The organism is Erythrobacter litoralis HTCC2594 (genome assembly GCF_000013005.1).
Classification (GTDB): Bacteria; Pseudomonadota; Alphaproteobacteria; order Sphingomonadales; family Sphingomonadaceae; genus Parerythrobacter; species Parerythrobacter litoralis_A.
Window position 1 is genome coordinate 752806 of the sequence record NC_007722.1, and the last position, 14264, is coordinate 767069.

Consider the following 14264-nt stretch of genomic DNA (forward strand, 5'->3'; position numbering starts at 1 on the left):
CGGGGACCCGAATTTCTATGCGCATCCTGATTGTCGAGGACGAACCGACGCTGGGCCAGCAGCTCAAGAGTACGCTGGAGCAGAACGGTTATGCCGTGGACTTGTCGACCGATGGCGAGGACGGCCACTTTCTCGGTAGCACCGAAGATTACGATGCCGTGATTCTCGACCTTGGCCTGCCGGAGATCGACGGGCTGACCGTACTCGGCATGTGGCGCAAGGAAGGCCGCGACTTTCCGGTCCTGGTGCTAACGGCGCGCGACAGCTGGTCGGACAAGGTGGCAGGTCTCGACGCGGGGGCCGACGATTATCTCGCCAAACCGTTCCAGACCGAGGAATTGATCGCGCGGCTACGCGCTTTGATCCGCCGCGCTTCGGGCAACACGTCCAGCGAGCTGACCGCCGGCGATGTCCGGCTGGACACCCGTTCGGGCCGCGTTTCGCTAAAGGGCGAGCCGGTCAAGCTGACGGCGCAAGAATACAAGCTGCTGAGCTATCTGATGCACCACAAGGGCAAGGTGGTCAGCCGTACCGAACTGATCGAGCATATCTACGATCAGGATTTCGACCGCGATTCCAATACGATCGAGGTTTTTGTAACGCGCATCCGCAAGAAATTGGGCGCAGAAGTGATTACGACGATCCGTGGACTCGGCTACAGCCTCGACGACCCGGCCGACGCGCCGCGGGCCTGACGACGCGTCCGATGCCGCACTCGAAGAGGGCGCGGTGACTGGCGCGCCGGATACGGGCGACGCCGCGCATCCGCTGACGCCAGAGGAGCAGGCGGAGGCTCCACACACCGGCAGTCTTGCGCGCCGGATGATGCTGATTTCGGCGGCATGGATCCTGGTACTGCTGCTTGGCGGAGGCATCGCCCTCGATCGCACCCTCACCAATCTGGTCGAGCGCAATTTCGACGAGCAGCTCGAATATGTGCAAACGGCGCTGCTCTCATCGGCAGAGATCGGCCCGGATGGAGAAGTTCTTTTGTATCGTGCGCTGGGCGACCAGCGCTTTCTCGAGCCAAACAGCGGCGTCTATTGGCAGATCAGCGGGGAGGGGCACGAACCCTTCCCGAGTCGCAGCCTGTGGGATCGCAGCCTGCAGGTGCAGGGCGATCACATCGACGACGATCCCCACTATTACGACAGCAACCAGTTTGCCGACGAGCCGCTGAGGGTTGTCGAACGCTCGGTGATCCTGCCGGGAAGCGACACACGGTGGACCTTTACCGTCGCCTCTGCGCGCGACGAACTCGACGCGCAGATCACGCGAATTCGTTCGATATTGTTCTGGAGCTTTGTCGTGCTGGCCGTCGGCCTGCTCGTGCTGGCGGCGCTGCAAAGCTATTACGGTTTGCGTCCGCTGCGGCGAGTACGGCTGGCCATCCAGCGCATCCGTTCGACCGGGCGCAACCGTGTGACCGATCCGCTGCCGCTGGAAGTCCAGCCGCTGGTCGAAGAACTCAACGCATTGCTGGAGCATTCGGAGAAACAGGCGGAGGAGGCGCGGACCCATGCCGGCAACCTCGCCCATGCGCTCAAGACCCCGCTGACGGTGCTCACCAACGCCGCCACGGCCCAATCGCCCGATCTCAGTACCGCCGTGATGCGCGAGACGCGCACGATGCAGCGCCATGTCGATCACCACCTGGCGCGCGCCCGCGCGGTCGGGCGGCGGGCGGTCGGCCATGCGCGCACATCGGTGTGGCAGAGCGCGCAAGCGGTGCAGCGTGCGGTCGAGCGGCTTTATCCGGACAGCCGTTTCGACATCGACGGCAACAAGGAAGTCGAGGTCGCGATAGAGCGGCAGGATCTCGACGAAATACTCGGCAATCTCATCGAGAATGCAGCCAAGTACGGCGGCGGTACGGTATTCGTCACGATCGATGCCGAACCTGCGGTCGAAGCGTGCGTCATCTGGGTCGAAGACGATGGAACAGGCATTCCCGAAGACGAGCGCGATCGCATCTTCGATCGCGGTGTGCGGCTCGACACGGGCAAGCCGGGTACCGGCCTCGGCCTCGCTATCGTGCGCGATGTTGCAGAGATTTACGGCGGCGGTGTCGATCTGGCGGAAAGCGAAGACCTGGGCGGGCTGCTCGTGCGATTATCTCTCCCGCGCGCGGGCCAAGTTTAGGATTTTCAGACGAACAAAGAAAAGGGGCCGGAAAACCGGCCCCTTTGAACTTCGAGTTAGCCTCGCTTACGGGCTGGTCGGACGTTCGTCGCCAGCAGCAACACCGATCACGAGAGCCAGCACAGCGAACGCTGCGAGGACGGCACCAGCAGTGCCCGCACCGCCATTTTCGCTAGCTTCCGAAACCGGAGCAGCAATGCGGCTTACGTCTGCCTGGGCAGCAATCGGAGCGGCAGCCAGGGTTACGGCTGCAGCGGCGGCGGCAATCTTGCCAAACTTCATTTTTATTCTCCGTCCAATCCAAATACGGTTGACGGGTGATCTAGAGGACCATGGCGATTGACGCAACAAACGATTCCGCGCGCTATCCGACTGCGGTGCATGTGAGGCATAAAAAACACAGTCCGGTATTTGAAAGCATCAAAAATTCAGCGGCTTCGCGCCTTCTCGTGGTGCCGAATGACCTCGTCGATGATGAAGCGCAGGAATTTCTCGCTGAATTCGGGATCGAGTTGTGCTTCTTCCGCAAGCGCTCGCAAGCGGGCTATCTGATTCTGCTCGCGACCGGGATCGGCCGGCGGAAGCGAGGTCTTTGCCTTGTATTCCCCGACGGCCTGCGTGATGCGAAACCGCTCGGCAAGAATATGGATGAGCGCGGCATCGATATTGTCGATCGAGCGACGATAGCCCGCAAGGACGGGATCGCCTTCATCAGGCGCTGAGTGCGTGTCTCCCGTCCGGTCGGTCGATTCATTCATGCACGAAAGGCTAGCACCAAATGACCGCTTGCCAAGTCAATGAGCGCACAGCATGGGAAACCAGCGATGACTGCCGACATCATTCCTATCAGGTCTAACGGGGACGATGCTCCGCCCACCATCGAGCCGATGCTGCAACTGACGGCGTCGGGAATGAATGCGGTCAACACCGTGATACTCGACCGCATGCAAAGCGAGATCCCGCTGATTCCGCGCCTTGCCGGGCACCTGATCTCCGGGGGCGGCAAACGCTTGCGGCCGATGTTGACGCTCGCGGGGGCCGAACTGGTCGGATACCAGGGCTCGCGGCATCACAAACTCGCCGCTGCGGTCGAATTCATTCACACGGCCACGCTGCTGCATGACGACGTCGTCGACGGGTCGGAGATGCGGCGCGGCAAGGCGGCGGCGAATATCATATTCGGCAATCCGGCGACGGTACTCGTCGGAGATTTCCTGTTCAGTCGCGCCTTCGAACTCATGACCGAAGACGGCAGCCTGCGGGTTCTCAAAATCCTTTCCAATGCCAGCGCGGTCATTGCCGAAGGCGAGGTTGCGCAGCTCAGCGCCCAGCGCAAGCTGGAGACGAGCGAGGAGCGCTATCTCGACATCATCGGCGCCAAAACCGCCGCCCTGTTCGCAGCAGCGAGCCGTATCTCCGCCGTGGTGGCCGAATGCGACGATTCGCACGAGCGCGCGCTCGACGATTACGGGCGCAATCTGGGTGTCGCGTTCCAGCTTGTCGATGACGCGATCGATTACGATTCCGATGCCGCCGAAATGGGCAAGGACCAGGGCGACGATTTCCGCGAAGGCAAGATGACCCTGCCGGTCATTCTCGCCTATGCCCGCGGGAACGAGGACGAGCGGGCTTTCTGGAAAGACGCGATCGGTGGCCACCGGGCGTCCGACGCGGACCTTGCACACGCCATCACGCTTATCGGTCGGCACAATGCCCTAGAGGACACGCGCACGCGCGCCCGCCACTTCGCCCGGCGAGCGATCGATGCGATCTCGATCTTCCCGGACAGCAAGGCCCGGCAGGCAATGGCGGAAGCGGCCCTGTTCGCTGTCGCTCGCGGCTATTGAGCGAGGCTGCCGACACCGATCTTCCCATCCGCGCTGCCCTGCCGGCATTGCGGGATGCGTTGGCGCGGTCGAATTCCGCCGTGCTGGTCGCACCCCCCGGAGCCGGCAAGACCACTGCAGTCGCGCCTGCGCTGCTCGACGAAGCGTGGTGCGACGGCCAGATCATCGTCACGTCGCCGCGTCGTGTCGCCGCGCGTGCCGCAGCGGAACGGATAGCAGAAGTGTTGGGAGAAAAACCGGGCGGAACGGTCGGCTACCTGACCCGTCTCGACAGCAGGGCTTCGGCGCGGACGCGAATCCTGTTCGTTACAGAGGCGATTTTCGTGAATCGCATCGTCGAGGACCCGGAGCTCGATGGCGTATCTGCGGTCCTGATCGACGAAGCGCACGAGCGCCATCTCGACAGCGATCTCGGCCTCGCGCTCGCGCTGGAAAGCCAGCAGGTCCTGCGCGAGGATCTGCGCGTGCTGGTCATGTCGGCGACCATCGACGGTGCTCGGTTTGCGCGACTCTTGGGCGAGAGCGCCGAAGTCATCGAAAGCGAAGGTCGTGCCTTTCCGCTGCGCATCGAGTGGCTCGGCAGCAAGGCCGAGCAACCTGTGGAGGAGCAGGTGGTGGCGGGCATCCTGACCGCGTGGCGTGATCAGCCAGGCGACATCCTGGCCTTTCTGCCCGGCGTGCGCGAAATCGAGCGCACACGCGAACGCCTCGTCGAGCGTTTGCCCGATGTGCCGATCCTGCCGCTTCACGGGCAAGTCGATCCGCAGGCCCAGCGCTCGGCGATTCGCCGCGATCCAGACGGGAGGAGGCGCATCGTGCTGGCGAGCGCCATCGCGGAGACGTCGCTGACGCTGGATGGCGTGTCCATCGTGGTTGATAGCGGTCTCTCGCGCCGGGCCGAGTTCCACCTCGCGGCCGGGACGACGCGGCTCGTGACACGCCGCGCAAGCCAGGCATCGGCGAGCCAGCGCGCGGGGCGCGCGGCGCGGCAGGGGCCGGGTGTCGCCTACCGGCTGTGGGAAGAAGGCGGGCACGCCGGACGCCCGGAATTCGACCCGCCCGAGATCGAGCAGGCCGATCTGGCCCCGCTCGTACTATCGCTGGCGCAATGGGGCACGAGCGATCCGGCATCGCTGCCTTGGCTCGATTCGCCGCCGGAACCCGCCGTTACGGTGGCGCGGCAGAGGCTGCAGGCGATGGACGCGCTGGATGGCGAAGGCCGGATCACGCAATGGGGTGCGAAAATTGCAGCGTTGCCTTTGCCACCCCATCTTGCCGCCGCGGTGCTTTCTGCAGCGCGTTCGGGGCAGGCGAAGGAGGTCGCAGAGCTTGCATTGCTGGCGCAGGAACGTGGTTTGGGAGGCAGGGGCGAGGACTTGCTGGGTCGGCTTGCGCGTTGGGCCACCGATCGTTCCGCCCGTTCGCAATCGGCCCGCAAGCTGGCGCAGCGCTGGGCGAAAAAGGCAAAAGAGCTTGTCGCAACCCCGGATAGACAGACATGCGAACCTGCGCTCCATCTGGCGCGGGCAGCGCCCGACATGATTGCAAAGCGGCGCGGCCCGTCGGGGGAGGACTGGCTGTCTGCAGGAGGAAGGGGATACCGGCTGGACCCGGCGTCGCCGCTTGCCAGCGCAGACTACCTGCTGGTGGCCGACGCGCAGGGGCAAGCGCGCGGCGCCCGGATTACCTCGGCGCTCGCGCTCGATCTCGCCACGCTCGAAATGCACGTTCCGGAGCTCGTTGAGCGAAAATCGATTGTGAGATGGAACGAGGCCGAACAAAGGGTCGAAGCGCGCATCGAGCGCAAGCTCGGCGCGATCTCCATCGCCAGCGGACCCGACCCATCGCCCGATCCGCAAGCAATCGAAGCCCTGCTTTTGGAAAAAGCGACCGCTCTGATCGAGGACATCGTGCCAAAGTCGCTGGTCGCCCGAGCGCGCTTTGCAGAGATCGACGCCCTGTCGCATGAGGCGCTCCAAAAAACCGCCGAACTGTGGCTCGCTCCTCTCCTGCAGGGCAAGCGAACGCTATCCTTGGGGTCGTCGAAGGTGGTCGACGCAATCCTGGCGCAGCTTGACTGGAACGATCGCCAGGCGCTCGATCGGCGCGCACCTCGATATTTCATCTCGCCCGCCGGTACCAGCCACGCGATCGACTATGACGGCGACGATGCGCCGAGCGTGCAAGTGCGGGCCCAGGCGCTGTTCGGTCTCGATAGCCACCCCCTGATCGGCACCACTCCGCTGCTGCTAAAGCTGACCAGTCCGGCGGGTCGCCCGATCCAGGCGACGCGCGATCTTCCCGGCTTCTGGCGGGGAAGTTGGGCAGACGTCTGCAAGGACATGAAAGGCCGCTATCCCAAGCACCGCTGGCCGGAACGCCCATGGGAGGAAAAGCCCAGCCTCAAAACCAAGAACGCCTTTTCAAAGGGCGGCAGGTGAATTAAAGGCGCCGCACTATGGCAGCCCGTATCTACCAGCGCCCGAAGAGCGCGATGCAATCAGGCAAGGCGAAGAGCGAGCAATGGGTGCTCGAATTCGAGCAATCCGAAGCGCGCAGGCCCGATCCGTTGATGGGCTGGACCGGCAGCGGCGACACGCAGGCGCAGGTTTCGCTCACCTTCCCGAGCAAGGATGCGGCCAAGGCATATGCCCAGAAATACGGCATTCCCGCGCGCGTCCATGCCACGCCGCCCAAGGGGCTGAAGCTGCAGGCCTACGCCGATAATTTCCGTTGATCGCCGCGTGTTTCGGCAACGCTTGAAATCCTGACGATTCGCCGCCATATGGCCGCCCGGGAGTCGGGTGGACGTTTGCGTTCGCTCACCGGGTCAGGTCCGGAAGGAAGCAGCCCAGGTGAATTGCGGCGGGTCGCTCGGCTCCTTTATATTTTCCCACATCCATTGGCATGACATCGGGCACGCAAGCGCCTACCTAAGCGGGCATGGGTGATTCACCGGATAATTCGGATGCGCCGCCGTGGCAGGGTGAGGAGCAGGACTCCGCTCCGAGTGCTGCCGAGCTTGAGGCGGCAGGCCAGAATTCGATGTTTGGTGACCCGGCGGCTGCAGAAGACACCGCTGCTCCCGCGCCGTCTGCACCTCCACCACCGGTTTCCGCCCCGTCGGAGAGTTCCAGCCAGCCCTATCGCGTCCTCGCACGCAAGTACCGGCCGCAGACATTCTCGCAGCTTATCGGGCAAGAGCCGATGGTGCGGACGCTGGCGAATGCGATTGAGCGCGACCGGCTGGCGCATGCCTTCCTGATGACCGGCGTGCGCGGTGTCGGCAAAACCTCGACCGCACGGCTGATTGCCAAGTCGCTCAATTGCATCGGGCCGGATGGGCAAGGCGGTCCGACAATCGATCCTTGCGGCCAGTGCGAACCGTGCACCGCGATTGCCGAGGGGCGTCATATCGACGTGATCGAAATGGACGCTGCGAGCCATACCGGCGTCGACGATGTGCGCGAAATCATCGAGGCGGTGCGATATGCGGCGGTCTCGGCCCGATTCAAGATCTACATCATCGACGAGGTGCACATGCTCTCGCGCAATGCTTTCAACGCATTGCTCAAGACGCTGGAAGAACCGCCCGCGCATGTGAAATTCCTCTTCGCGACCACCGAAGTCGACAAATTGCCGGTAACGGTGTTGAGCCGCACCCAGCGCTTCGACTTGCGGCGCATCCCTGCCGATCTCTTGCAGAAGCACTTCGGCTGGGTGTGCGAGCAAGAACAGGTCGAAGCCGAAGACGAAGCGCTGGCAATGATCGCCGCCGCTGCCGAAGGGTCCGTCCGCGACGGGCTCTCGATCCTCGACCAAGCCATCGCTCATGCCGACCTCGATGCGGACGGGAAAGTCACCGCCACCCGCGTGCGCGACATGCTGGGGCTGGCCGATAAAGGTGCTCAGCGCCGGATGTTCGGGACTATCCTCGAAGGTGATGCCAAGGCACTGCTCGCCGCTATCGAAGACCAGTATTCGCTCGGTGTCGAGCCGCTCGCGCTTGTGCGATCCCAGATGGAATTGGCTCACCGCATCACCCTCGCGCAATTGGGCGGCTCGCTCCCGGGTGCAGTGAGCGAGGAAGAGCAGGCTGCGCTTACGGCTTGGGGCGAACAGCTGTCGCAGGGTCAGCTGCATCGGCTCTGGCAATTGCTGCTCAAAGCCTACGAGGAAGTGAAGACGGCCCCTGACCCTCTGGTCTCGGCGCAGATGGGGTTGCTGCGCCTCCTGCATGCCTCCGAGTTGCCCGATCCGGGTAAGCTCGTGAAGACGCTGGAAATCTTGACCGCTAATCCGCCGGTACAAAGTCCCGCACCGCCCCCAAGCGATGATCCTGCAGCCACGCCGACCGGAGAGGCGGGCGCAGAAGTGCCTGCACCATCGGATTTCGCGTCCCTCGTCGATCGCGTCGAGCAGGCGGGACACGGATTTGCCGCCAGCATCATGCGCCTGCAATTGCGCGTAATTGAATGCGAAGAGCGGCGACTCGTGTTCAGTCGTGCTTCTTCCTACACCGAGGAGATTGCTCCACAACTGCGTGAGGCTTTGCTGGCCGCCACCGGCCAGCGCTGGCAGCTGGAGGAGCGCGATTGGGTAGATGCGCCGCCCAGCCTGATGGAACAGGCGGAAGCACGGGAAGAGGAAAAGAAAGCGCGGATCGACGGACATCCGCTGGTCGCCGCTACCAAGACTGCGTTTCCCGACGCGGAGATTATACCCGAAGAAGAGACGGGCGCCCCCCGCCCGCAATGGAGCAAGAGCGCATGAAATCGATGGAAGAAATGATCCAGGCGGCGCAGCAGGCCGCCGAGACGATCCAAACCCAGATGAACGAAGCCCAGGCGAAGCTCGACGCCATCGAAGTCGAGGGCGTCGCGGGCGGAGGCTTGGTCAAGGTGCGCTGCACCGCCAAGGGGCGTATCCTGGGCGTGTCGATCGACGACAGCCTCATGAAGCCCGAGGAAAAACAGATGGTCGAGGACCTCGTAGCCGCGGCCTTCAACGACGCCCGTGGCAAGGCCGACCGGGTATCGAACGACGAGATGCAGAAAATTCAGAGCGGGATCGGCCTGCCTCCCGGGTTCAACCTGCCGGGGATGGGCTGAACGACCTCCACCGTCTAAGCCGCTTCGTGTTGCGGCTTGTCGAGGCGATCTTCACTGCCGTGAGTCCGCTCGTCGTAAAGGGCCCACCCTCCGGTTTCGCGTAATAGCGAGCGGTCGCATCTTTGGCATCTCGTCCGGAAATTCAGCCCGTCGTGCCAGACCTTGCGCCGGTTCACTTTGTGCCCGCGAAGCAGGCAGATAGGACGAGCGATCATCACAAACTCCGCTGGTTGAGAGTGGATATTTCTGACGACCCGGACCTTTAATTAGGCGATCACCACTCGGGACGATTGTATGAATACGACAGCTTTGCTGTGCCGGACCTGCGAATGATGTCATCCGGCTTCGCACCGGTTTTCACAATTTGCAGTGAGCCTTACGTTGCAGCAACGGCCTGCCTTTCCCATATCCGGGGAATGATCAGTGCAAGGCCAGATACGGAATACAAATGACACAGCTTTATCCATTGCTGCCGCTGCGCGACATCGTCGTGTTCCCGGGGATGGTGGTTCCCTTGTTCGTGGGCCGCGACAAATCGGTGGCTGCGCTGGAAGCCGCCATGGAAGCGAGCAAAGACATCATGCTGCTCGCGCAGCTTGATCCCGGCTGCGACGATCCGGTTCGCGAAGACCTGTATGATGTCGGCGTAGTTGCGCAGGTGCTGCAATTGCTCAAACTGCCAGATGGCACCGTGAGGGTCCTCGTCGAAGGCCAGACCCGTGCGCGCCTTTCGACCATGCGCGAAGAGGGCGACTTCGTGATTGCCGAGGTCGAGCCGATCACGGCGGATGCGATCTCCGGAAGCGAGATCACGGCCCTGATGCGGTCGGTGATCGATCAGTTCGGCGATTACGCCAAGCTCAACAAACGGCTGGGCGAAGGTGCATCGGACGATCTGCAGGAGATTGAAGATGCGGGCCAACTGGCCGATGCGATCGCAGCCGCCATCAACGTCAAGGTATCCGACAAGCAATCGCTCCTGAGCGAGCCCGACGTGCGCAAGCGCCTGGAAATGGTGCTGTCCTTCATGGAAGGCGAGCTGTCGGTGCTGCAGGTCGAGAAGAAAATTCGAGGTCGCGTCAAGCGGCAGATGGAGAAGACCCAGCGCGAATATTACCTCAACGAGCAGTTGAAGGCGATCCAGAACGAACTGGGTGGCGGCGACGGTGAAGACGGCGACGAACTCGCCGAACTGGCCGAGAAGATCGAAAAGATCAAACTTTCCAAGGAAGCCAGGGCCAAGGCCACCAGCGAGCTCAAAAAGCTGCGGAGCATGCAGCCGATGAGCGCCGAGGCGACGGTCATCCGCAATTACCTCGATGTGCTGCTCGGCCTGCCATGGGGCAAGAAGAGCCGCCTGAAGAAGGACATCGGCAAGGCGCAGGAAGTGCTCGACGCAGATCATTATGCGCTTGAGAAGGTCAAGGACCGGATCGTCGAATATCTGGCGGTGCAGGCGCGGACCAACAAGCTCAAGGGGCCGATCCTGTGCCTCGTGGGCCCTCCAGGCGTCGGCAAGACCTCGCTCGGAAAGTCGATCGCCCGGGCTACAGGCCGCGAATTCGTCCGGCAGTCGCTGGGCGGTGTGCGCGACGAGGCCGAGATCCGCGGTCACCGGCGTACCTACATCGGCTCGCTCCCCGGCAAAATCGTCACGAACCTGAAAAAGGCCGGGGCCAGCAACCCGCTGTTCCTGCTCGACGAGATCGACAAGCTGGGCCAGGATTTCCGGGGCGATCCGGCCTCGGCTCTGCTCGAGGTCCTGGATCCCGAACAAAACAGCAAGTTCCAGGATCACTATCTCGAACTCGATATCGACCTGTCGGACATCATGTTCGTCTGCACGGCCAATTCGCTCAACCTGCCGCAGCCCTTGCTCGACCGGATGGAGATCATCCGTCTGGAAGGCTACACCGAAGACGAGAAGGTCGAGATCGCGACCCGGCACCTGCTGGCGAAGCAGGTCAAGGCGCACGGGTTGAAGGAAGAGGAGTTCGAGCTCACCGAAGACGGGCTGCGCGACCTGATCCGCTATTACACGCGCGAAGCGGGCGTGCGCACACTCGAACGCGAAATCGCCAAGCTGGCGCGCAAGAGCCTGCGCAAGATTCTCGAAAAGGAAATCGAGAGCGTGAGGATCACGCCTGAAAACCTGTCCGACTTCGCCGGCGTGCGCAAGTTCAAGCACGGCATGAGCGAGGAAGAGGCGCAGATCGGCGCCGTGACCGGGCTCGCCTGGACCGAGGTCGGCGGAGAACTGCTGACCATCGAGAGTGTCACCACGCCAGGCAAAGGCGAGATCAAGACGACCGGCAAGCTCGGCGAGGTCATGAACGAATCGGTCGCCGCGGCGTTCAGTTTCGTGAAGGCGAGGGCGCCAGCCTATGGCATCAAGCCTTCGATCTTCCAGCGCAAGAACATCCACATCCACCTGCCCGAGGGGGCCGTGCCGAAGGATGGACCGAGCGCAGGCATCGGCATGGTGACGTCGATCGTTTCGACGCTCTCGGGAATCGCCGTGCGGCCGGATGTCGCGATGACGGGCGAAGTCACGTTGCGCGGTCGTGTGCTAGCGATCGGCGGGCTGAAGGAAAAGCTGCTCGCCGCGCTGCGGGGCGGGATCAAGACGGTTCTCATCCCGGAAGACAACGTCAAAGACTTGGCCGAGATACCCGAAAATGTGAAACAGGGGCTGGAGATCCTGCCGGTCAGTCATGTCGACGAGGTTCTCGAGCAAGCGCTGGTCAGTCCGCCGGAACCCATCGAGTGGACGGAAGCGGACGACCTCGCTAGCCAGCCGGTCAACGAGGTCGGCCAGACCGGCGCTTCACCTACCGCTCATTGACGCAGCCGGGCGGTGTTTGAACGCCTCGGGTTGCACTCTGCGACCAAATGGTCGGTTTTCTCGGATAATCGCCCTAGACAGAACACAGAAAAAAGAGTGTGATGGAAAGTCTTGATGGAGGCGATTCATCAGCTTCAAGACTTCGAAAGAGGGGGTTTTCCTGAAATGAACAAGAACGATCTGATCAGCGCGGTTGCCGATGCCAGCGGCCTTTCCAAGAGTGACGCTTCGGGCGCCGTCGAAGGCGTTTTCGACTCGATTACCAAGGCCCTGTCGAACGGCGATGAAGTGCGTCTGGTCGGGTTCGGCACGTTCTCCGTCGCGCGCCGCAAGGCTTCGACCGGTCGGAACCCGCGTACCGGCGAGCCGATGACGATCAAGGCTTCCAACCAGCCGAAATTCAAGGCCGGCAAGGGTCTGAAAGACGCCGTCAATTAAGCAAGAGCGCGGATAACGGGTCGAGCCTCATCGCCAGGCTCGTGTATAGCAACCCCGCTCACCTCACGGTGGGCGGGGTTCTTCGTATGCGGCCGGGTGTTACCTGCTCAACTGCAGCATGGCCATCGGGGCTGTGCGGGTCTGGGTGTCGATGGACCAGGCGAGCACATTGCCGGTCGGCGTGGCGGTGGGGCCTTCGTCGGTGTTGTTGGCGAGGATCTGCGCGTTGGTGACGATCCGGAACGTGCCTTCGATCGGCGGAATCTTGGGCAGATCCGGTTCGCCCTCGCTGGCCTGTTCCGATCGCGCCGCCATTCCCATCAACTGGGTGAATCCGCCGAGCTCGGCCCCCGGACCACCGGCACCGGCAGAAAAGCCCGGCGCTTCCACGCGCACGATCCCTTCGTCGCGCAGGTGCGCCCGAACGAAGGCGCCTGGCATGGGGAAGCCTTCTATGACGGGAAACAGAAAGTCGTGCGTCAGCATGCCATCGATGGCGAAGCTGACGTCGAAGATGCCGTCGGCGCGATATCGCACCGTGTTCCATCCCGCCTGCCGTTCGAGCTTGCGCGAGAATTCTGCGATCTTTTCAGGGTCGCTGAGATCGACTTCGCCAACCATCATGCGCATCACCTGCCCCTGTTGCGATCGTTCCGTCGCCCGCTGCGGGGCGGCGGCGTCCCATGCTTCGCGCTGCTGTTCGAGCTCGGCTGCCGTACATTCACGCTCCGAGCCATCGTCGGTCGTGCACGGCTCGGCAGAGAATTCCTCTTCGTCCGCCTTTGCGGCCATTTCGGCCATCTTGGTGAGCCCGATTATGGTGATTTCACCGTCGTAGAAATATGCGAAACGGCCATCGTCATTGATGCGCATTTCGGATGTGAACTTGCCCGGCGTCATGAAGCAGCCGGTAAGCAATATAGCGAGCGCGCCGGTCGCCAAAAATCGTCCCAGGTTTCTGATATCTCGCAGCATGTTCCCCCCTTTAAAAATGAATTCAGGTTGCGCGTGTGGCCACGGCATAAAGCGCGATTGCGGCAGCATTGGACACGTTGAGACTTTCGATTGCGTTACTGATCGGCAGCCGGGCGAGGGCGTCGCAATGCGCCTCGATATTGTGCCGCATGCCTTCGCCTTCCGCGCCGAGTACCAGCGCGACCGGCCCGGCCGGCAGGGCTTCCGCGAGTGTTGCCTCGGTGTTGCCTGTAAGACCGATCCGCCAGTAGCCGCGCTCCGCCAGCGTATCGAGCGCGCGGGCGAGGTTCACGACGCGGACCCACGGCACCGTCTCCAGCGCGCCGGATGCGGACTTGGCGACAACGCCGGATTCCGGCGGCGCATGGCGATCCTGCGTCACGATCGCGGCGGCATCGAAGGCGGCGGCGGAGCGTAGGATGGCGCCAACATTGTGCGGGTCGGTGACCTGGTCGAGGATCACCACCGGGCGCCCCTCTTCCAGCACGTCATCGATGTACACATCCTTCAATTGCTCGCATTCGAGCACCAGACCCTGGTGCGGCGCATCGCGTGCGACAAGGCGGGCGAGGTCGGTGACATCGGCATATTCGACCGGGAAGTCGGGCGGCAATTCGCCGTCGAGCGAAGCGACCCCTTCGCGCGTCGCCCACAGCTTGCGATGGACGCGGGCGGGGTTTAGCAAGGCGGCTTCGACCGCGTGCCGACCCCAGAGCCGGACATGCCCCGGCGTCGCCCGGCCACTGCCGCGCCCGCCCTGCATCCGGCCCGCGCGACCGCGCATCGCTCTCTTGCGTTCACCCTTTGCCATACCGTGAAGTCCTGCTTTTCCAATTCTCGCCGCCGCCCTGCCAGCCCCCCCATTGACAGGCAAGCGCCGCTTCGCCAAAGGGGCGCCTCTCGGCA

At 62.9% G+C, this 14264-nt stretch carries 13 protein-coding genes and 1 other RNA gene; 10 read left to right on the plus strand and 4 right to left on the minus strand.

Translation table 11 applies throughout. The annotated features are described in order from the left end of the window. Positions 1-17 precede the first annotated feature (17 nt). Both EL2594_RS03605 and EL2594_RS03610 read left to right on the plus strand, forming a co-directional pair. On the plus strand, positions 18-695 hold the full coding sequence (locus tag EL2594_RS03605) for a response regulator transcription factor (protein WP_011413697.1): 678 nt from the start codon (positions 18-20) through the stop codon (positions 693-695). After that, complete coding sequence (locus EL2594_RS03610; RefSeq protein WP_011413698.1) at positions 646-2142, plus strand: sensor histidine kinase; 1497 nt, start codon at positions 646-648, stop codon at positions 2140-2142. The genes EL2594_RS03605 and EL2594_RS03610 overlap by 50 nt, the downstream gene beginning before the upstream one ends. A 66-nt stretch (positions 2143-2208) precedes the next feature. Here EL2594_RS03610 and EL2594_RS03615 read toward each other — a convergent pair whose 3' ends face one another. Together EL2594_RS03615 and EL2594_RS03620 are read right to left on the minus strand one after the other, a co-directional pair. Then, a complete protein-coding gene (locus EL2594_RS03615) occupies positions 2209-2424 on the minus strand; it encodes a hypothetical protein (RefSeq protein ID WP_011413699.1) in 216 nt (71 codons plus the stop codon). 146 nt (positions 2425-2570) lie between these two features. Further along, a complete protein-coding gene (locus tag EL2594_RS03620) occupies positions 2571-2900 on the minus strand; it encodes a chorismate mutase (protein WP_011413700.1) in 330 nt (109 codons plus the stop codon). A 66-nt stretch (positions 2901-2966) separates the two neighbouring features. Between EL2594_RS03620 and EL2594_RS03625 the strand changes: the two genes are divergently transcribed. The 8 genes from EL2594_RS03625 (at position 2967) to EL2594_RS03655 (ending at position 12383) form a co-directional block, all read left to right on the plus strand. Continuing rightward, positions 2967-3989 carry a polyprenyl synthetase family protein gene (locus tag EL2594_RS03625; RefSeq protein ID WP_011413701.1) on the plus strand — a complete coding sequence of 341 codons (1023 nt, stop codon included), beginning with the start codon at positions 2967-2969 and terminating at the stop codon, positions 3987-3989. Further along, positions 3986-6430, plus strand: a complete 2445-nt coding sequence (gene hrpB, locus EL2594_RS03630) for an ATP-dependent helicase HrpB (RefSeq protein ID WP_011413702.1) — start codon at positions 3986-3988, stop codon at positions 6428-6430. Before EL2594_RS03625 ends, hrpB begins: the two co-directional genes overlap by 4 nt. 17 nt (positions 6431-6447) lie before the next feature. Further along, the gene (locus EL2594_RS03635; protein WP_011413703.1) at positions 6448-6726 is read left to right on the plus strand and encodes an ETC complex I subunit; all 279 of its coding nucleotides are present in this window, start codon (positions 6448-6450) and stop codon (positions 6724-6726) included. Positions 6727-6782: 56 nt separating this feature from the next. Beyond that, an RNA gene (ffs, locus tag EL2594_RS15065) (signal recognition particle sRNA small type) lies at positions 6783-6877 on the plus strand. 55 nt (positions 6878-6932) lie between these two features. Beyond that, a complete protein-coding gene (locus tag EL2594_RS03640; protein ID WP_041685043.1) occupies positions 6933-8762 on the plus strand; it encodes a DNA polymerase III subunit gamma/tau in 1830 nt (609 codons plus the stop codon). After that, positions 8759-9100: a YbaB/EbfC family nucleoid-associated protein gene (locus EL2594_RS03645; RefSeq protein WP_041685045.1), complete on the plus strand. Its 342-nt coding sequence runs from the start codon at positions 8759-8761 to the stop codon at positions 9098-9100. Before EL2594_RS03640 ends, EL2594_RS03645 begins: the two co-directional genes overlap by 4 nt. 448 nt (positions 9101-9548) lie before the next feature. Then, on the plus strand, positions 9549-11945 hold the full coding sequence (lon, locus tag EL2594_RS03650; protein WP_011413706.1) for an endopeptidase La: 2397 nt from the start codon (positions 9549-9551) through the stop codon (positions 11943-11945). A 165-nt stretch (positions 11946-12110) separates the two neighbouring features. Next, positions 12111-12383 (plus strand): HU family DNA-binding protein, encoded by a 273-nt coding sequence (locus EL2594_RS03655; protein ID WP_011413707.1) that lies wholly within the window; start codon positions 12111-12113, stop codon positions 12381-12383. A 99-nt stretch (positions 12384-12482) separates the two neighbouring features. Here the strand turns inward: EL2594_RS03655 and EL2594_RS03660 are convergent, their stop codons facing one another. Further along, positions 12483-13358, minus strand: coding sequence for a hypothetical protein (locus tag EL2594_RS03660; protein WP_011413708.1), 876 nt, complete (start codon positions 13356-13358; stop codon positions 12483-12485). 22 nt (positions 13359-13380) lie between these two features. Then, complete coding sequence (gene rlmB / locus EL2594_RS03665; RefSeq protein ID WP_011413709.1) at positions 13381-14169, minus strand: 23S rRNA (guanosine(2251)-2'-O)-methyltransferase RlmB; 789 nt, start codon at positions 14167-14169, stop codon at positions 13381-13383. Between the last annotated feature and the right edge of the window lie 95 nt (positions 14170-14264).